This window comes from Streptomyces sp. NPDC029151, assembly GCF_055564315.1.
Genome location: NZ_JBVHWQ010000005.1, coordinates 460,982 through 478,826, shown reverse-complemented (window position 1 = coordinate 478,826; position 17,845 = coordinate 460,982). Strand labels below are relative to the sequence as shown.

General features: G+C 74.1%; 21 protein-coding genes. 9 read left to right on the top strand and 12 right to left on the bottom strand.

Annotated features, from left to right (window positions below):
* Window positions 1–12: 12 nt before the first annotated feature.
* From ACZ4VF_RS21725 to ACZ4VF_RS21705, 5 genes are all read right to left on the bottom strand, one after another.
* Window positions 13–489, bottom strand: coding sequence for a hypothetical protein (locus tag ACZ4VF_RS21725; protein WP_467927841.1), 477 nt, complete (start codon window positions 487–489; stop codon window positions 13–15).
* 120 nt (window positions 490–609) lie between these two features.
* Window positions 610–1,035 carry a pyridoxamine 5'-phosphate oxidase family protein gene (locus ACZ4VF_RS21720; RefSeq protein ID WP_467927839.1) on the bottom strand — a complete coding sequence of 142 codons (426 nt, stop codon included), beginning with the start codon at window positions 1,033–1,035 and terminating at the stop codon, window positions 610–612.
* A 48-nt stretch (window positions 1,036–1,083) separates the two neighbouring features.
* A complete protein-coding gene (locus ACZ4VF_RS21715; RefSeq protein ID WP_189295676.1) occupies window positions 1,084–1,299 on the bottom strand; it encodes a hypothetical protein in 216 nt (71 codons plus the stop codon).
* 116 nt (window positions 1,300–1,415) lie between these two features.
* Window positions 1,416–2,933 (bottom strand): MFS transporter, encoded by a 1,518-nt coding sequence (locus tag ACZ4VF_RS21710; RefSeq protein ID WP_467927838.1) that lies wholly within the window; start codon window positions 2,931–2,933, stop codon window positions 1,416–1,418.
* 198 nt (window positions 2,934–3,131) lie between these two features.
* Window positions 3,132–3,392 (bottom strand): GlsB/YeaQ/YmgE family stress response membrane protein, encoded by a 261-nt coding sequence (locus ACZ4VF_RS21705; protein WP_467927837.1) that lies wholly within the window; start codon window positions 3,390–3,392, stop codon window positions 3,132–3,134.
* 550 nt (window positions 3,393–3,942) lie between these two features.
* Between ACZ4VF_RS21705 and ACZ4VF_RS21700 the strand changes: the two genes are divergently transcribed.
* The 6 genes from ACZ4VF_RS21700 (at window position 3,943) to ACZ4VF_RS21675 (ending at window position 8,450) form a co-directional block, all read left to right on the top strand.
* Complete coding sequence (locus ACZ4VF_RS21700) at window positions 3,943–4,440, top strand: SRPBCC family protein (RefSeq protein ID WP_467927836.1); 498 nt, start codon at window positions 3,943–3,945, stop codon at window positions 4,438–4,440.
* Window positions 4,433–6,052 (top strand): phytoene desaturase family protein, encoded by a 1,620-nt coding sequence (locus tag ACZ4VF_RS21695; protein ID WP_467927834.1) that lies wholly within the window; start codon window positions 4,433–4,435, stop codon window positions 6,050–6,052. The genes ACZ4VF_RS21700 and ACZ4VF_RS21695 overlap by 8 nt, the downstream gene beginning before the upstream one ends.
* A gap of 100 nt (window positions 6,053–6,152) precedes the next feature.
* Window positions 6,153–6,605, top strand: coding sequence for a hypothetical protein (locus ACZ4VF_RS21690; protein WP_467927833.1), 453 nt, complete (start codon window positions 6,153–6,155; stop codon window positions 6,603–6,605).
* 85 nt (window positions 6,606–6,690) lie between these two features.
* Window positions 6,691–7,572 (top strand): SDR family oxidoreductase, encoded by an 882-nt coding sequence (locus tag ACZ4VF_RS21685; protein WP_467927832.1) that lies wholly within the window; start codon window positions 6,691–6,693, stop codon window positions 7,570–7,572.
* Window positions 7,573–7,617: 45 nt separating this feature from the next.
* Complete coding sequence (locus ACZ4VF_RS21680; protein WP_467927830.1) at window positions 7,618–8,094, top strand: MSMEG_6728 family protein; 477 nt, start codon at window positions 7,618–7,620, stop codon at window positions 8,092–8,094.
* A 95-nt stretch (window positions 8,095–8,189) separates the two neighbouring features.
* Window positions 8,190–8,450, top strand: a complete 261-nt coding sequence (locus ACZ4VF_RS21675) for a hypothetical protein (protein ID WP_467927829.1) — start codon at window positions 8,190–8,192, stop codon at window positions 8,448–8,450.
* A 30-nt stretch (window positions 8,451–8,480) separates the two neighbouring features.
* Here the strand turns inward: ACZ4VF_RS21675 and ACZ4VF_RS21670 are convergent, their stop codons facing one another.
* The 7 genes from ACZ4VF_RS21670 to ACZ4VF_RS21640 form a co-directional block, all read right to left on the bottom strand.
* Window positions 8,481–9,230 (bottom strand): beta-glucanase, encoded by a 750-nt coding sequence (locus tag ACZ4VF_RS21670; RefSeq protein ID WP_467927828.1) that lies wholly within the window; start codon window positions 9,228–9,230, stop codon window positions 8,481–8,483.
* An 81-nt stretch (window positions 9,231–9,311) separates the two neighbouring features.
* Window positions 9,312–9,707 (bottom strand): GNAT family N-acetyltransferase, encoded by a 396-nt coding sequence (locus ACZ4VF_RS21665; protein WP_467927826.1) that lies wholly within the window; start codon window positions 9,705–9,707, stop codon window positions 9,312–9,314.
* Between the two features lie 95 nt (window positions 9,708–9,802).
* Window positions 9,803–11,212 (bottom strand): FAD-dependent oxidoreductase, encoded by a 1,410-nt coding sequence (locus tag ACZ4VF_RS21660; RefSeq protein ID WP_467927825.1) that lies wholly within the window; start codon window positions 11,210–11,212, stop codon window positions 9,803–9,805.
* 34 nt (window positions 11,213–11,246) lie between these two features.
* The gene (locus ACZ4VF_RS21655) at window positions 11,247–12,419 is read right to left on the bottom strand and encodes a polysaccharide pyruvyl transferase family protein (RefSeq protein ID WP_467927823.1); all 1,173 of its coding nucleotides are present in this window, start codon (window positions 12,417–12,419) and stop codon (window positions 11,247–11,249) included.
* A 167-nt stretch (window positions 12,420–12,586) separates the two neighbouring features.
* On the bottom strand, window positions 12,587–12,760 hold the full coding sequence (locus tag ACZ4VF_RS21650; protein ID WP_467927822.1) for a hypothetical protein: 174 nt from the start codon (window positions 12,758–12,760) through the stop codon (window positions 12,587–12,589).
* Window positions 12,761–12,785: 25 nt separating this feature from the next.
* Window positions 12,786–13,142 carry a PRC-barrel domain-containing protein gene (locus ACZ4VF_RS21645; protein WP_467927821.1) on the bottom strand — a complete coding sequence of 119 codons (357 nt, stop codon included), beginning with the start codon at window positions 13,140–13,142 and terminating at the stop codon, window positions 12,786–12,788.
* Between the two features lie 117 nt (window positions 13,143–13,259).
* Window positions 13,260–14,471 (bottom strand): cytochrome P450, encoded by a 1,212-nt coding sequence (locus ACZ4VF_RS21640; RefSeq protein WP_467927819.1) that lies wholly within the window; start codon window positions 14,469–14,471, stop codon window positions 13,260–13,262.
* Between the two features lie 50 nt (window positions 14,472–14,521).
* Here ACZ4VF_RS21640 and ACZ4VF_RS21635 point away from each other — a divergent pair, with 50 nt between their 5' ends.
* From ACZ4VF_RS21635 to ACZ4VF_RS21625, 3 genes are all read left to right on the top strand, one after another.
* Window positions 14,522–16,156, top strand: coding sequence for an MFS transporter (locus tag ACZ4VF_RS21635; protein WP_467927818.1), 1,635 nt, complete (start codon window positions 14,522–14,524; stop codon window positions 16,154–16,156).
* Between the two features lie 141 nt (window positions 16,157–16,297).
* Entirely contained in the window at window positions 16,298–16,606 is a 309-nt protein-coding gene (locus ACZ4VF_RS21630) for an acyl carrier protein (RefSeq protein WP_467927817.1), read from the top strand.
* Entirely contained in the window at window positions 16,603–17,826 is a 1,224-nt protein-coding gene (locus ACZ4VF_RS21625) for a beta-ketoacyl-[acyl-carrier-protein] synthase family protein (RefSeq protein WP_467927815.1), read from the top strand. The genes ACZ4VF_RS21630 and ACZ4VF_RS21625 overlap by 4 nt, the downstream gene beginning before the upstream one ends.
* Window positions 17,827–17,845: the final 19 nt, after the last annotated feature.

Sequence of the window (17,845 nt, the reverse complement as noted above, 5' to 3'; positions counted from 1 at the left end):
GAGGGCGCGTCGTCAGTAGCGGACGGCGGTGACGACCCCGGCCTTCACCGTTCCGGACAGCGTGCGGTTGCTGCGCGCCGTCGCCGTGCCGGACTTTCCGGCCGCCACGTCGCGGACTGTCACCACGACCATGTCCAGCAGGTTCCCGCCGCCGCCCCGGAAACCGACCACGACGACGAAGGACTTCCGCGTGTCCGCGGTGTTGTGCGCCGTCACGGAGACGGCGGTGCGGCCGTCGGCGTCCGTCCGGGTGGCACCGAGCCGCACGTCGTCCTCGGCGTCGACGCCGCCTTTGACCGACTCCAGCCTGCGCCCGGCCTCGGCGGTGGCCGAGGCCAGGGACTCCGCCGCCCGTGAACCCACGGAGGAGGCCGCCGAGGCGGCCTCCCGGGCCGCGCCGCCGCCGTCGCCCGAGCATCTGCCCGCGCCGGCGGCGACCAGCGCCATCAGTACGGCGGCCGCCGTACTCCGTCTCCTGTCTCCAGGCACGTCGCTGCCTCCCTGCTCGGCGTCGGGGGCCCCTCCTCCGAGTGAAAGGCCGTCGGCCGCCGGCCGCACGCCGGGGCACGGTGGGCCGGGCGTGTAAGGGGGGCGCGGGCGGGAACGCCCCTAGAACGCCCCGAGGTCGGCGGACACCCAGTGCTCCGGCCGCATGCAGATGACGGAGTGCTCGCCGAGCCGGGTCCGGTCGTACTCCACGAACGCGGCGACCTTGTCCTCCGGCAGATACCGCGCGGCCATCTCCCAGGACAGCTCGCGGCTGTCCGGTGCGATCCTGGTGACCGGCCCCTCCACGCACACGTAGCGCACGGTGGGCTGCGTGCGCTGCACCATCAGGCTGAAGCGCCCCGCGGAGCGGATCGCCCGGGCCTTGCGCGAATCGGGCCCGGTACGCACCCACAGCTCGCCACCCGGCGTGTACTGGTACCAGATCGGCACCGTCAGCGGGCCGCGGCCCGGCCCTTCCACCACCGACAGCGCGCCGATGTGGGGCTCCGCCAGGAACTGCTCTCGTTCTTGAAGGGAGAGTGTCATCCGGCCGACCCTAACGCCGATCGCAGCGTGGAGCACACGGCCGGGGCCCTAACCGGCCTCGCGGTCCAGGACACGGCGGGCCGCCTCCGCCTCGGCCGCCGGCGGGGACAACTCGTCCAGGGTGTCCAGCTCGTCGTCCGCTTCCAGTTCCCGCTCCCAGGCCGCGGCCAGCTGTTCCTGCTCCTCACGGGGCTTCGCGCCGACGGACTCGCGGTGGCCGGGATCCAGCGCCGCCAGGAATCGCTCCACGGGGTCCTTCGGCATGCTGTGCTCCTTGTCGCCGCTCAGGGGGCCGCCTCCGGCCCAGCATGGCGGGCGGCTCGGCGGACCGCCCGTCCGACACGGCCCCGGGCCACCCTGATGGACCTGGCGGGAAGCCCTCAGGTGTGCCGGGCGTGCACCGGGTCGTTGGCGAGCTCCTCCGGGCACGTCCGGCGCCGGCGGCTCGCCCGCCGGTCGCGCTGCCAGTCGGCCGTCGCGAGGACCAGAGAGGCCATCATGCCGAGGAGAGCGGCGCCCAGCGCGGTGACGAGGGCGGCGCGATAGTCCTGGCTCCGGCGCAGCACCAGGTAGAACAGGCCGGGCAGGGCCGCCGTCCCCAGCGCGGCGCCCAGCCGCTGACCGGTCTGCAGGGCACCGCCCGCCGCACCGGCCATGCGCACCGGCACGTCCCGCAGGGTCATGGTGATGTTCGGGGACACCACGAAACCACTGCCGACGCCGCCGAGGAACAGCACCGGAGCCGCGACCCACGGTGCGATGCCGAGGGGCGCGAGGCGGAGCAGCAGCGCGGCGCCGCCCAGACCGACGACGACACCGGCCAGTCCGCACACGGTGAGCAGCCGGCCGAACCGTTCCACCAGCCGGCCGGCCACCACGGCCGCGCTCGCCGAGCCGAGCGCGAAGGGCGTCACGGCGAGGCCCGACCGCAGCGGGGAGAACCCGAGGCCGTGCTGGTAGAAGAGGGCGAAGACCAGCCAGACGCCGCTGAAGCCGATGAAGTACAGCGTGCCGATGCCGGCGCCGACGGCGTAGCCGCGCACGGTGGTGAACAGGCGCGGGTCGAGCAGTGGCTGGGTTCCCCGCGCGACGAGGCGGTGCTGCCACCCCGTGAAGACGGCGAGGAGCAGGGCACCGGCCGGGAACAGCCACCACAGCCGGCCGAGGCCGCCGGAGTCCGCCTGGACCAGCGGGAACATCAGGGCCAGCACGCCGAGGCCGAGGAGCACGATGCCGGTCGCGTCCATGTGGCCCCGCTCGGACCGTCGGGTGCGGGGCAGCAGCCGGCGGCCGAGGAGGACGGCGAGGACGCCGATGGGCACGTTGACGTAGAAGATCCACCGCCATCCCTGGGCGCCCGAGGCCAGCGCGAGGATGGTGCCTCCGATGAGGGGGCCGACCGCGGAGGAGACGCCGACGGTGGAGCCGAAGAAGCCGAAGGCACGTCCGCGCTCGGCGCCGCGGAACATCTGCTGGATGAGCGCCGAGTTCTGCGGAGCCATGAAGCCGGCCGCCAGGCCCTGGGCGAGTCGGGCCACGACCAGCAGGGTGATGTCCGGGGCCGCCCCGCAGGCCGCGCTGCAGATCACGAAGCCGCTGAGGGCGAGCAGGAAGATACGGCGCCGGTCCAGGGCGTCACCGAGGCGGCCGGCGGTGACCAGGGCGAGGGCGAAGCTCAGGGCGTATCCGGAGACGACCCACTGCACCTGGGCGGGGGAGGCGTGCAGATCGCGCTGGACGGTGGGCAGGGCGACCGCCACGATGGTGACGTCCAGCAGGCTCATGAAGCCGGCCACCAGGGTGACCCACAGGGCCCGCCACCGGTGCGGGTCCGGCTCGTAGCCGGCGTCCGGGGAACCCGTGTCCCGGCCGTCTGCCGCCGATGACGAAGCTGTCACCTGGTCTCCTCTCGCCAGGGCCGCCACCCGGGCGGACCGGTTCCCCCGTCCGGCAGCGGGCACACGTACCCAGCCTGCTCCCGGTACCCGGGCGGCGGCCAGGCCGGGCCCGACGCCGGTCGAGCGGTGCCACCCGGACACGGCTCCGCTCCGGCCCCTCGGTCGAACGGTCGGGGGGAGGGGCCGGAGCGGGGACGGTCAGGCGTGTCGTCGGGCCCACATCGGGGTGACGAGCGAGATCAGGACCGCCGCGACGCCGATCTGCAGGATGTGGCGGAGCCAGTCGATGCCTCCCGTGTCCCGCACACCGAAGGCGGTGGCGAGCGCGTTGCCGGCGACACCGCCGAGGATGCCGAGGATGACGGTCAGCCACAGGGGGATCGGCTGACGTCCGGGGATGACGAGCTTGGCGAGCAGGCCGATGATGAGTCCGGCGATGATGGCCCAGAGGAACGACACCGCTTCTCCTTTCCTTTCCTTCACCGAAGGCGCATGGCACGGGGGATGTGTGCCCTGCACGGGTGCGTTCCTGCGTGTGCCCCGACTTGTCTCCCGCACGCCTGTTCCCGCGCCGGCGACTTCCCCGCGCCCCCGGGACGCCCGTATCCCGGACGCGGACGCGGGTGACCGGCACGGTCGGCTTCCGGGACCGGCCGGGCGGGGAACGGCGAGGACGGATGCGGGGCGCAGAAGACCGGTGGGGCACGGGGAAGGCGGATGCGGGGCGCACAAGTCCGCTGGGGCACGGCGAAGGCGGATACGGGCCGGCGAAGACGGGCGCCGTGACCTGCTCGGGGTCGGTCGCGGCACCCGCCGCCCGGAGTCCGGTCGAGGACCGGCCCGCGCCCCCTCCGGTTTCCCCGCCACGGTCCCCCTACACGGAGCCGTCCGGGTGAACCCGGCACCGCTGCGTGACCGGTGCGACGCGCCTCCCGCCCGCCGCCGGGGTTCGGTTCGAGGCATCCCGGGCACCCGGTGACATCCATCGCTCCTGCCCCCGGAGGCACACATGGCGGCGCGGCATCGTGTGATCAAAACCGACCCCGCAGCGGTCTGGGACGTCCTCGCCGACGGCCATCGGTACGCGGAATGGGTCGTCGGAACGGGCGCCTCCCACCCGAAGCGCGGACAGTGGCCGCAGAAGGACGCGGCCCTCGCCTACGACATCCGGCTGGGCCCGCTGACGCTCGGCAACGAGACGGTCGTACGGCACTGCCAGGAGGGATCGCTCCTGGAACTGGAGATCATCGCCGGGTTCCTCGGCTCCGCCCGCTTCTCGATCGAGCTGCGCGAGTGGGGCGAGCACTGCCTCGTCCTCGTGGACGAGCATCCCCTGCAGGGGCCCGGGGCCACACTGCACAACTTCGCGGTCGAGGCGCTGATCCAGATACGCCACCGCTCCATGCTCGCCCGCCTCGCGCGCTGCTGCGAGGACGGCCGCAGCAGCCACCGGGAGCAGCGGTCCACGTCGCGGACGCGCCCCGCGCGGGGGACCGGGCATGCCTGACGCCGTGGTCATCGGGGCGGGCCCCAACGGACTCGTCGCCGCCAACCTGCTGGCGGACGCCGGCTGGAGCGTCCAGGTGATCGAGGAACAGCCGGAGCCGGGCGGCGCGGTCCGCCACGACCGGGGCGTGCACCCCGACTTCGTGAACGACCTCTTCAGCTCCTTCTACCCCCTGGCCGCCGCGTCCCCCGTCCTCTCCGGCCTCCACCTGGAGGATCACGGCCTGCGCTGGAGCCACGCCCCGCACGTGCTGGCGCACCCGCTGACCGACGGCCGGTGCATGGTGCTGGACCGGAGGATCGACGTCACGGCCGCGTCCGCGGAGGCGTTCGCACCGGGTGACGGAGCTGCCTGGCGGCGCCTGTTCGCCCTGTGGCAGACGCTGCAACCGGACCTGCTGGGCACCCTGTTCACCCCCTTCCCACCGGTGCGGGCCGCGGTCGGGCTGCTGCGCACCCTGCGGGCGGCGGGCGGTCTGCGCACCGCCCGGTCACTGGTTCTGCCCGTGCGCCGGATGGGGGAGGAGGAGTTCCGCGGCGAGGGCGGCCGGCTGCTGCTGGCCGGGAACGCCCTGCACGCCGACCTCGCCCCCGAGTCGGCGGGCAGCGGCGGCTTCGGCTGGCTGATGTCCGTGCTCGGGCAGACGTACGGCTTCCCGGTGCCGGTGGGCGGGGCCGGCGCGCTCACCGAAGCGCTGGTCCGGCGGCTGCGCCGACGGGGAGGCGGGATCCGCTGCGGGGAACGGGTGCAGCGCGTCGTCATCGACGGCAGCCGTGCCGTGGGAGTGCGGACCGCCGCGGGGGAGACGGTGCCCGCGCGCAGGGCCGTACTCGCCGACGTGGCCGTGCCCGCCCTCTACGGGGAACTGGTCGGGCATGAGCACCTTCCCGCGCAACTGCTCGAGGACCTGCGGCGCTTCCAGTGGGACTTCGCCACGTTCAAGGTGGACTGGGCGCTCGACGGCCCGGTGCCCTGGCAGGCGGATCAGGCACGCCGTGCCGGGACCGTGCACCTGGCCGACGGCATGGACGAGCTGACCCGTTTCGCCGCGCAGATCGCCATGCGGCAGGTGCCCGACCGGCCCTTCCTGCTGTTCGGCCAGATGACCCTCGCGGACCGGACGCGGTCCCCCCTGGGCACCGAGTCCGCCTGGGCGTACACCCACGTCCCGCGCGACATCCGGGCGGACGCCGGCGACGAGGGCATCACGGGCGGCTGGGGCCCCACGGACGCCGAACGCATGGCGGACCGCGTGGAACAGCAGGTGGAGCGCTTCGCGCCGGGCTTCCGCTCCCTCGTCCGGGCCCGGCGGGTGCTCCCCCCGCCCACCCTCCAGGCGCTCGACGCCAATCTCTCGGGCGGCGCCATCAACGGCGGTACGACCGCTCTCCACCAGCAGCTGTTCTTCCGTCCGGTACCCGGCACCGGGCGACCCGAGACTCCCGTCCCGGGCCTCTACCTCGCCTCCGCGGGAGCGCACCCCGGGGGAGGCGTGCACGGCGCACCCGGTGCCAACGCCGCGCGCGCCGCACTCCGCGCCCACCGGGCACCCGGTCTCGCCGCCGCCCAACGCGTCCTCAGCCGACGGGACCGCGCCGGACGCAGGCGCTGATCACACGTCCGGCCGACGGTGCGTCCGGTCGCCCGTCTCCGCGGGAAGGAATACGCGGACGGTATCCGGCGCACGACAAGCCGACAAGCCAAGGAGTGCCATGAACGATCACCTGGACGGCCCCGATGCCGGGCACCGCCGTCCCGACGGCGTCGACGACCTGACGGTCGAGGCCCTGGGGTCGCTGTCCAAGGCGCTGGAGACCACGGAGCGCGCCCGCGGCCATCTGTACGGCTTCCACCAGCTCACCGGCGGCGCGGACCTGGAGCTGGACCGGTCGGTACGGCTGCTGCGCGAAGCCGGGCACGACGCGTGGGCGGACAGGGTGGAGACCGAGATCCTGGGCCGCAACGTCATCCCGGGCCACTGGACGTTCCAGATCGTCGAGGCCTACAACGCCACCTACTACCGGCCCTTCTGCGAGCTGGAACGCGACGTGGTGAGCGCCCTCGCCGAGGGCCGGGACCACCTGTACGAAGCCGAGATGAAGGAGGCCCGCCGCACCCCCGGGCACCCCGACCACACCGCGGGCCCCCCGGCCGCCCGCACCTGACCGCACCGCGGCCCCCCGGCCGCCCGCACCCGCGGCCGGAGCGCGCCCAGGGCACCGGACGACCCGCGGAGGAAGGCGCAGAGCCGTGCGAAGCAGTCCTTTGCAGAACCGGACCGTCGTGGTGACGGGCGCCGCACGCGGAGTGGGGGCGGCCCTCGTCCGGGAAGTGGCCCGGCGCGGAGCGCGACCGGCCCTCATCGGCCACGAGAAGGACCTGATGGACGAGCTGGTCGCGCGGCTGCCGGTCCCGGCGCTCGCGGTCGAGGCGGACGTGACCGACCTCGCCGCCCTGGAGCGCGCCGCCCGTGAGGTCCGCCGGTGTCTCGGCACGCCCTCCGTGGTGATCGCCAACGCCGGGATCGCGGAGGGCGGCCCGCTCTCCGCCACGGACCCGGCCGACTGGCGCCGGGTCGTCGACACCAACCTGACCGGCAGCGCCCAGACCGCACGGGTCTTCCTGCCCGATCTACGGGCCACGGCCGGCTACTACCTGCAGATCGGTTCCCTCGCCTCGCTCGGCGCGGCCCCGCTGATGAGCGCCTACTGCGCGTCCAAGGCCGGCGTGGAGGCCTTCGCGCACGCGCTGCGCCCCGAGGTGGCCGGTGCCGGCGTCGCCGTGGGCGTCGCCTATCTGAACTGGACCGACACCGACATGGTGCGTGACGCCGACCGGCACACCGTACTGCGCGAGCTGCGCGGCCACATGCCGGCGCCCGCGCGCCGGGTGTACCCGGTCGAGGAGGTCGCCGCCCGGATCGTCCGGGGTCTGGAGAGGCGGCGCACAGCCGTGTACGCGCCTGCCTGGCTGCGGCTGGTGCAGCCGGTGCGGGCCGCCCTTCCGCCGCTGGTGCTGCGTCTGGCCCGCCGGGACCTGGCACGCCTCGAGGCCGAGGGGGCACTGGCCCCGACCGGGCTGCTCGGCGCCGGCGGCGAGGCCGACCAGGAGGCACGACGACACGCGCGCTGAGGAACGCGCTGCCACCCATCCGCACCCACCTTCAGGACGGCACCCATGCAGACGTTCCTGCCCGATGCCGACTTCCGGCGCTCCGCCCTGCTCCTGGACCGCCGCCGACTGGGCAAGCAGCGGGTCGAGGCGCTGCAGGTGCTCCGCGGACTGACGGTCCCCGGTTACGGCTGGCGCAGGCACCCGGCCGTGCGGATGTGGCGCGGGTACGAGGAGGCCCTGGTCCGTTACGGCCTCGAGGTCTGCCGGGTCTGGCGGGAGCAGGGCCACCAGGACAGCTGCGCCGCCTCACTGGTCGCCGGGTACGCCGCGTGCCGGCCGGGCGCGCCCGTGCGCGACCAGTCCGCTCTCGGCGCCGCCGGGGAACTGCCGCCGTGGCTCGGTGACGAGGCCTTCCACCGCAGCCACCAGTCCGCGCTGGTGCGCAAGGACCGGGAGGCCTATGGGCACACGTTCCCCGGTGTCCCCGACGACCTGCCCTATGTGTGGCCGGCCTCCGACCGGGACGAGGCCCCCGCCTGACCGCGCTCGACGGACCGGGCACCACGCCGGCCCCCGTTTTCCCCGCCGGGCCGGGGGAACCCGGGCGCGGCGATCGAACGGAGCGGAGGACGGCCATGACGGGACACACCGACAAGCCCGCCGACCCGTACGCACGGGCCCGTGGCGACGAGGAGCCCGGAGCGCACTCGGGCGGCGAGAGCCAGGCCCGCGAGCGGTCGGTCCCGGGCACGGCGAGCGCGAAGGAGGGCTACCAGCCCGAGCAGGGCACAGTGGCCGGCGAACCGCTGCGCGGCGTCGAGGCGCGGGAGCGGGAGAAGGGTGAGCGGGAGACGCAGGACCGGGAGGGGGAGGGGCGGACGGATTCCGGCCGGTAGCGCCTCAGGCGGGTCCCGGCTGGGGGGGCCTCACACGGATTCCGGCTGGTGGGAATTCTCGTGCGGCCGGTCGTCGTCGGACGGACGCCGTACGACCAGGTCCGCCACCTCGAACGACATCTCGGTGGTGTCGGCCGCCGGTGCCGGGTGGTAACGGCCCGCGCTGACCGAGAGGTTGACGATGAGGTGGGCACGCCAGGCGTGCCCCACGCCCCGCTCGTCCGCGAAGATCTCCGTGCCGTTCAGCCACCACACCACCGAATGAACCCCGAACTCGGTGCGCAGGTCGATCCACGCCCCGGGAGCGACGGCCTCGTCGTGGACGTACAGGTTGGCGTGGCGCACGTGGTTGGTGAACTCCAGCAGGTCCGGGTTGTCGGGGTGGTACTCGAAGACGTCGATCTCGTGGTTGCCGTCCCGCCAGGTCCAGATGGCCGGCCAGGCGCCGACCTCCCGGGGCAGCCGCACCCGTGCCTCCAGGACGTCCCCCGGCCGGACGGTGAACCCCTCCTCGCTGTCCTCGGTGGTGAGCAGCCCCGTGTCCCACCTCCCGTCCGGCCGGCGGGTGGCCCGGAACGTTCCCGAGCGGCTGTAGTCCGGGTCGGAGACCAGGTGGTCCAGTTTGTCGTCGTCGGGATTGACGGGGCCGCCGCCGGGATAGGCCCATGTGCGACCCGCGACCCACTGGGTCAGCGAGCCGAAGTCCGCCGTGAACACCACGTCGGGAGGGGGCGGGGTGCGCGGGCCCGGCAGGGGGCCGCGGGATGTCGAATCGTCCATAGGCGATGTCTCACCGGCTGACAACCGGTCATGCGCCGAGGTCACGGCCCGCCCGCGGGTACATCCGTTCGGGGTGCCCCCCTAGAGGGCGATCAGTCCGGCCGCCGTCTCCCGGAAACCGCAGGCGCCGACATAGAACGGGCGCAGGTCGTCCTCGAAGTCGACGTGAAGCCACGCGCACTTCGCGGCACGTGCTTCGTCCGCCGCCGTCGCGACGAGCCCGGCGCCCACGCCCCTGCCCCGGCACCCCGGCGCGACCACCGTGTCCAGGAGGAAGGCGTGGACCCCGCCGTCCCAGGCCACGTTCACGAAGCCGACCAGCGAGCCGCCCTCCCGGGCGCAGACCCAGCCGAGGCTGTGGCGTTCGAGCCGTGCCCGCCAGCCGGCCGGATCGACCGGGTGGCCGAAGCCGTCGGCGTGCAGCGCGTCGAGGGAGGCGTCGTCGAAGTCGCCGCGCCACTCGTACCTGACCGTCACACGCCGATCCTAGCCGGGGCGGCACCGGCGACCCGGTGCCGCCCAGCCGTCGCCGGTGCGGCGGCCAGGCCGGCCGGAGGGGGTGCCACCCCCGGTCAGGGCAGGTTCGCGCCCTGAGCGCGCAGCACCCGCTGGACCGCGCCCACCGGAACGTCCCGCGGCGGCCGGCCCCCTGTCGCCGCGAGTGCCGCACAGACCCCCGCCGCCTGACCGGTGGCCATGGAGATCGGCATGACGCGGTAGGAGGAGTGGGCGACGTGGTCGCCGGAGATGCAGCGCCCCGCGACCAGCATCCGGTCCACCCCCCGGGGGAGGAGACAGCGCAGCGGGATGTCGTACGCCTCCCCGCGCGGCACGCGTTTCAGCACGGTGCCGCGACCGCTGGGGTTGTGGATGTCCACCGGGTAGGCACCGCGGGCGACGGCGTCGTCGAACGCGCGGGCCGTGAGCACGTCGTCGCCGGTCAGCTGGTACTCGCCCAGGATCCTGCGGGTCTCGCGGACGCCGACCTGGACGCCGCTCTGGGCGACGTAGGAGTCGGCGAAGCCCGGCACCCGCTCGCGCAGGAAGCGGGCGATCTGCGCCATCTGGCGGTGCGCCGTGAACTCCGCCCGCGTCAGGTCCCAGACGCTGGTGCCGAGCACCTCGGTGACACGGGTGGAGTTCACCGCCACCTCACCGGCGTGCGGCGTGGCGAAGAACAGGATGTCCTCGCGAGGCAGGTCCAGTTCCCCGGCGTCCGTGGCGGCGCGGACCAGGTCCCACAGCCCGTGCACGCCCCGCCACTGGTCGGGGTGGGCACGGGTGTAGGCGGTGAACTCCTGGTGGTCGAAGCCGACCATGCGGAACATCAGCGACATGGGCTGGGTCCAGCCGTCCTCCGGCCGGCCGGTCTCGTACGACGCCCCCGCCGCGGCCGCGACGTCCCCGTCCCCGGTGCAGTCGACGATCACGTCGGCGTCGAACACGAGGGGCCCCGACTTCGTCTCGAACACCGCGCGCACCCGGTCGGGCAGGCTGACGACGTCGGAGGCGAAGGAGTGCAGGAGGGTCCGGACCTCGTGGTTCTCCAGGAGTTCGTACACCACGAGCTTGAACAGCTCGGGGTCGAAGGGCACCGTGTAGCCGGTCTCCAGCGATGGCCGGATCGCCGCCCCCCTGCGCACGAGCTGTTCGAGCAGCACCCACAGCACCCCGCCGACGACCGGCTCGCCCTCGCCGTGGTCGGGCGGCAGCAGCCGTGTGGTGTCCCCGGCCACGGCCTGCTTGACCTCGTTGTGGAAGCTCATCAGCGGCATCACCAGGGCCGCGGTCGCGTTGCCGCCGAGGAACCCGTAGCGCTCCACGAGCACGACCTCCGCGCCCGCGTTGGCGGCCCCGAGGGCCGCCCCGATCCCGGCCGGCCCCCCGCCGATGACCAGCACCTGTGTGGACCCCGCGTGCAGCGCCCGGCGCGGCGGCAGCTCCACCGTCCTGGGAACGCGGGGCGGCTTCAGGTAGGTCACGGTCACTCCCTCTCAGAAGCGGTGGCGGGCGGAGTCAGCCCGCGGTGGACACGGGCACGGGCGTGCCGTGATCGACGACGGGCCGCCCGGCCGCGGCGTCGAGGTAGCCGAGGAGCAGCTCGGCGGTCCCGGCCGCCCGCAGCCGCAGCGCCGTGGTGCGTGCCGCCGTCCCGGCCGCGCGGGCGCGCCGCTCGTCCCACAGGCGGTCCACCTCCGCCAGCAGCAGCCCCGAGGTCTCCCGGACCACACCGCGCAGGGCGGGCGCGCCGACCTGCTGGGCGAAGTCGAACACCTTGCCCGCGTAGGGCAGGGGCAGCAGGGGGATCCCGGCGAGCGCGGCGAAGACCAGGAAGTGCAGCCTCATGCCGACGGCCAGGTCCAGCTGGGCGACGATGTCCAGGACCTGCTGCGGCCCGTGGTCGCCGCGCAGCACCGTGCAGTGGTCCGCCTCCGCCATGCGCGAGGCCACGGCGTGCGCGTGCTGGATGTCGCCGCGTTCCATCGAGACGAAGACGACGTGGGCGTCCAGACGGTGGACGAGGAAGTCGCCCACGCCGGCCAGCAGCTGGTGGTACCCCTCCTCGTCGAGGTGTTCGGCCGCGCGCCCCGGCTCCCGCACGCTCATGCCCACCAGCCGTACTCCGCGCGGCACGGCCTCGGCCCGCAGCAGTGCCCGCCCGCCGTCGCCGGGTTCCAGCAGCAGCGCCGGATCGGCGGTGACGGTGACGGGCCTGGTCAGCCCGGCTTCCTCCAGCACGAGCTTCGACTCCTCGTCGCGGACCGTCACCTCGACCGCGTCCGAGAGCACCGTGCGGACCCAGGCACAGTCCGCCTCGTCGGTGAGGGGACCGGCCCCCACGGCGTACGTGAAGACCGGCACGCCGAGTTCCTGCGCGGTACGGGCCGCCCGCAGGTAGCGGCGTGCCTCGGTGTCGTAGAGGATCCCGCCGCCGCCCAGCACCAGCACGTCCAGCCGCCGCAGATGCGCGGCGATGCCCTCCCGGCAGACCCCCTCCCAGCCGACGACCTCGACGTCCGGATGGGCGGCGCGGGTGTGCCCGGGACTGCGGGAGAAGACCACGAAGCGGGCGTCGGGCCGGCCGGCCCGAATCCGGTCCAGCAAGGCGGTGAGGATGGCCTCGTCGCCCACGTTCCGGCCTCCGTAGGAGCCCAGCACGCCTATGGTCACGCTGTCCGCGCCATCCATGACCGCTCCCTGCCGTACGACGCCTCGGGCATGTCGGTACCAGCTTGCGGCCTTCCGGTCCGTCTCGCGCGACGGGGTCGGCCGACCGGCCGTGTCAGGCCCGCGCCCCGAGCCAGACGCTCGCGGCCTGCGGAAACTCCCGGGAACCATGCCCGCCCCGGGGATCGTCAACGGGCGATGCGGTGTTTGTGGCCCCCTCGGCTGAAGCGCACGGCGACGTAGACCAGATCGGCGACGAGGACGACGGCGCCGATGATCAGCAGGTAGAAGAGGCCCTGGACGGCGAAGCCGATGATGCCCAGGACGAGGGCCACGAGAACGAGGAGCAGGAACAGGATCATCGGGCCTCCCGGAGGCTTCGGTACGTCAACGGCGGGCCAGGCGCCGTTCGCCGCCCGCGCCCGGTGCGTAGGTCAGCTCGTAGTGGGCGTAGACCTCCGGCTCCTGGGCGGCGGTCAGCTCCCCGTCGGTGTCGATCGACGGCGCCTTCTTGACGCGGTCCTTGCTGTGGACCACCTTCAGGTACCCCGGACCGACGGTCGCACCCGCGAGCGGCACGAAAGCCAGCCTGCGCCTGGTGGGCAGGCCCACCGTCACCGTCGCGAAGAACGGCGCGTCGGTACCCGTCTCCACGTAGATCGACTCCAGTGCACCGATCTTGTGGCCGTCCTTGTCGACCACGTCGTGCCCTCGCCACTCACGGATATCGGATGCCTCGAACATCGCAACCTCCTTTGCGGGGAGGTACCCAGGTGCGGGCGGGTGATGTGGCCGCGGACGCCCGAAGCCCCCCGGAAGGCGTAGCGGCCCTCCGGTTCCCGCACGGCGGCAGCGGCCGCGTCAGGTCTCCAGCGGGTGCAACGCCACGTGGAGGCTCCGCACGCTGCGGGCCACCCGTGACGGGCTATAGGACACCGGGGGGCCGGTCGGCCGGGGCCGGCGGGGGAGCAGGTGCGCGAGGGCGGCTGTGGCTTCCAGGCGGGCCAGTGCGGCGCCGAGGCAGTAGTGGCTGCCCAGTCCGAAGGCGAGGTGCCGGGGGCGGCGGTCGAGCCGGAGCCGGTGCGGGTCGGGGAAGACGCGCGGATCGCGGTTGGCCGCTCCGAGCAGGACGGCGACGACGGTGCCGCGCGGAACGGGCGTACCCGCGACGTCGGCGTCCTGCAGGGCACAGCGGGGCGCCATCTGGATGGGCGGGTCGAAGCGGAGCAGCTCCTCCACAGCCGCCGCGCACGCCTGCTCCGAGGGGCCGGTCGCCGTGAGCCGCGCCAGCTCGCCGGGGTGACGGAGGAGGGCGTGCGTGCCGTTGCCGATCAGGCCCACCGTCGTCTCGTATCCCGCCGCGACGAGCTGGGCGCACGTGGCCACTGTCTCCGTCCGGGCCGCCCGGCCGTCCGCGCCCTGGGCGAGGGCGCGCAGAATCCCGGTACCGGCCGGACGCCGCAGCGCGACGCCGATGTCCCGCGCCAGCCAGACCCGCGCCCGCGCGATCCGCTCACGGGTGTCCGGGCCGAGGACACCGGGCGGGTCCATGCCGCGCACCAGCAGCGCGGCCGCCTGCTCGAAACGGTCGCGGAGGTCGTCCGGCACGCCGATCACCTCCGCGACCACCCGCGCGGACAGGGGCCGCGCGACCTCCGCGACGACGTCCGCAACACCGGACCGTGCCGCCTCCGCGACCAGCCCGGCCGCCGTCTCACCGATCCTGCGGCGCAGGGTCAGCATCTCTCGTGCGGTGAAGGAACGCCGTACGCGTGCGCGCTGCCGGGTGTGACCCGGCGGGTCGGTCAGCAGGAAGGTCCGGGCCGGCACTCCGTAACCGGTCGTGTCCCGAGCGGTCTGGGCTCCGTGGCCGAAACGCGGATCCGACAGGACGGCCTTCGCCTCCGGGTAGCCGAGCACCACCACGTCACCCGACGGCGTACGGTGCACCGGGCCGCTCGCCCGGCGCACCTCCTCGTAATGGCGGTACGGATCCTGCACGAATTCGTCCGTACCGATGTCGAAAGGCAACTGCCCCATCAGGCCGTCGATGAACGTGTCGGATGCTTCCATTCAGGCCTCGTCCGCCATTCCTCGGTCCCGCTCTCTGATAAAGAGTGCACATGACGGGTGACATCAGAACGGATATCGCCTCTTTTCACGCGGGTGCGGGAAACACACGAAAACGCCGGGCGAGCGCCGTGGCCGTCTGCGCGGGACTTTTCCTGCTGGGCATGGACCTCACCGTGCTCAATGTCGCGATCCCCGATCTGCAGACCGCCCTGGCGTCGTCCGCCGGACAGACGCAGTGGATCGTCGACGCCTACGCGCTGGTGCTCGGCGGACTGGTGCTGACGGCGGGCGGAGTCACCGACCGGATCGGCCGCAGACGGGCGTTCCTCACCGGTCTGATCCTCTGCGCCCTCGCCTCCCTGGCCGGCGCGACGGCCGCCGTGCCGTGGCAGCTCGTCGCCGCGCGCGGGGCCATGGGAGCGGGCGCCTCCCTCATCATGCCGGCGACGCTCTCGCTGCTCACGGGCATGTTCCCGGAGCCGGTACGACGGCGCCGGGCCATCTCCCTCTGGGCGGCCGTGGGCGGGGTGGGCGGCGCCCTGGGACCGGTGATCGGCGGCTGGCTGGTGAGCCATCACTCCTGGCGGGCGGTGTTCTGGCTGAACGTCCCCTTCGCCGTGGCGGTCATCGTGCTCACGCTCCTGGTGGTCCCCGCTCCGCCGCCCGCGCGGACGGAGCCCGTCGACCTTCCGGGGACCGTGCTTTCCGCGGCGGGGCTGCTGGCGCTCGTCTGGGCGGTCATCGAGGGCCCCGGCCGCGGCTGGACCAGCGCACCGGTCCTCGTCGCGTCCGCCGTGGGCGCCGGGCTGCTGACGGCGTTCGGGGTGTGGTTGCGGCGGGCGCCGGCGGCCATGCTGCCCCGGCATGTGAGGCGACGTGAGGTCACGGTCCCGGCGGCGGCACTGGCCATGATGGCCTTCGGGATGTTCGGCGCGCTCTTCGTGATCTCCCTCTATCTTCAGGGGGTGCTGGGCTACACCCCCTGGCAGGCCGGCGTGCGCACGCTGCCGTTGCCGGCCGCTCTGGTCGCCGGCGCGGCGCTGGCCGCGGCGCTCGGCGCGCGCCTGACCCACCGGTCCGTCCTGGTGACCGGCCTCGTCGTGGTCGCCGGCTCGTTCGTGCTGCTGTCCGGCACGACGTCGGAGTCCGGCTACCCGCGCCTGGCCCTGGTGCAGGTCGTCGCGGGCGTGGGGGCGGGGCTGACGGCCGCGGCCGGTACCGCCGCGGTGATGGAGAGCGTGGGCGAGGCGTACGCGGGTGTCGGATCGGCCGTCAACGACGCCACCCGCCAGGTCGGCGCCACGCTCGGCGTCGCCGTCCAGGGATCCGTCCTCGCCACCGTCTACCGGGCCCGGATCGGCGAGGCGGCGGCGAGCGCGGGACCGGGCGGGTGGCCGTCCGCGGCCAGGGAGAGTGTCGTCGCCGCCGCCCTGGCGGGCCGGCACGCCGCCCCCGCCGTGAGAAGCCGGCTGCTGTCCGCCGCGACGGACGCCTTCGTCGCGGGGCTCTCCCGCAGCGCCTGGGTGGCGGCCCTGGTCGCCGTCACGGGCGCGGTGGCCGTGTGGCGGGGGATGCCGCGCCCCGCCGCCACGCCTTCCCCGCGCCGCCAGGAGTCCGGTGACGCGTCCGGCCGGGAGTCCCGTCCGGTAAGGCGCACCGCGCGGCGCAGCGGAACCCCTTCGTAGACCACCGTCGCCCTTGCCCCCGCGTAGACCACTCCGGTCATTGTTCTCCGACACACACGCCGCTTGCCGGACGGGCCGGGCACGGGTGCGCTTTGCTGACTTTCCGCCGCTCGAACGTCCTTTCAGACCCGGGGAGAATGCGTGGCCGACCAGCTGATCGTCGACACCCTTGTCCGTCTCATCGCCCGCCATTTCGAAATGGACGCCGGGCAACTGAGCGCCGACAGCAATCTGCAGCACCTCGGCCTCGACTCGATCGCGATGGCGGAACTGCTCGTCGTCGTCGAGGAGGAGACCGGCATCGACGTCCCCCTCACGGACGAGTCGATGCCGGCGGGGTCCGAGGTCACCATCGGCGCGGTGGCCGACTACGTGGCCCGTTTCGCCGACGACTCGACCCGCGCCGTCCTGCACACGCTGGCCGCCGCGCCGGCGGACGTCGACGCGTGAGGCGGTCGGAGACCGTCGTCACGGGCATCGGTCTGGCCACCCCGGCCGGAATCGGTGCCGACGCGACCTGGCGGCGGCTGTGCGCGGGCACACCGACCGCGTCCACCGACCCCCGGCTCGCCGGCCTGCCGGTGGACTTCGGCTGCCGGGTCCCGGACGCGGAACTCGCCGCCGCCCTCGGACGCGGGCTGCGCTGGCGCACCGACCGGTTCATCCACCTCGCGCTCGCCGCCGCACGGGAGGCGACCCGGGACGCCGGTCTGGAGCCGGGGGAGTGGGACGCCGACCGGGTCGCCGTGGTCATCGGCGTGGGCAGCGGCGGCCGCGACACCGACCTGCACGTGAACCAGTGCCTGGCCGCGGGCGCGTACCGGAAGATCTCGCCGACCACGGTCCCCCGGGCCCTGCCCAACATGGCCGCCGGTGAGATCGCCGCCGACCTGGGCGCGAAGGGACCCGGCCTCGGCGTCAGCACCGCCTGTGCCTCCGGCGCCACCGCCATCGGTGTCGGCCGGCAGCTGCTGAAGGGCGGCATGTGCGACATCGCGCTGGTCGGCGGGGCGGAGAGCCCGTGCGGGCCGCTGGCCGCCCTGAGCTTCTGGCGGCTGGGCGCGTTGTCCACCCGCCGCCACGATCCGGCGGGTGCCTCACGCCCCTTCGACACGGAACGGGACGGCTTCGTGCTGGCGGAGGGCGCCGGAGTCCTCGTCCTGGAGCGGTCGGAACACGCGCGCGCCCGGGGCGCCACCGGGAAAGCGGTCCTCTCCGGGTTCGGCGCCACCAGCGACGCCCACCACCCGACCAGCCCCCATCCGCAGGGGGAGGGTGGCGTACGAGCGCTGCGAGCGGCACTGGCGGAAGCCGGACTGGCCCCCGGCGACGTGCACCACATCAACGCGCACGGCACCTCGACCCAGGTGAACGACCGGGTGGAGGCCGCCGCACTGCACCAGGTCTTCCCCGGTCCGCCGCCGGTCACGGCCACCAAGAGCATCCTGGGGCACTCCCTGGGGGCGGCGGGCGCCGTCGAGGCCGCCGTGTGCGTGCTGTCGCTCCAGCACCAGACCATCCACCCGACCGCGAACCTGGACACCCCCGACCCCGGCATCGACCTCGACATCGTCACCAAGGCCGCCCGGGCCTGCCGGCTGGACACCGTCCTGAGCACGTCGTTCGGCTTCGGCGGACAGAACGCCGTGCTCGTCTTCCAGACACCCTGACCACCGACCGTCCCCCTGT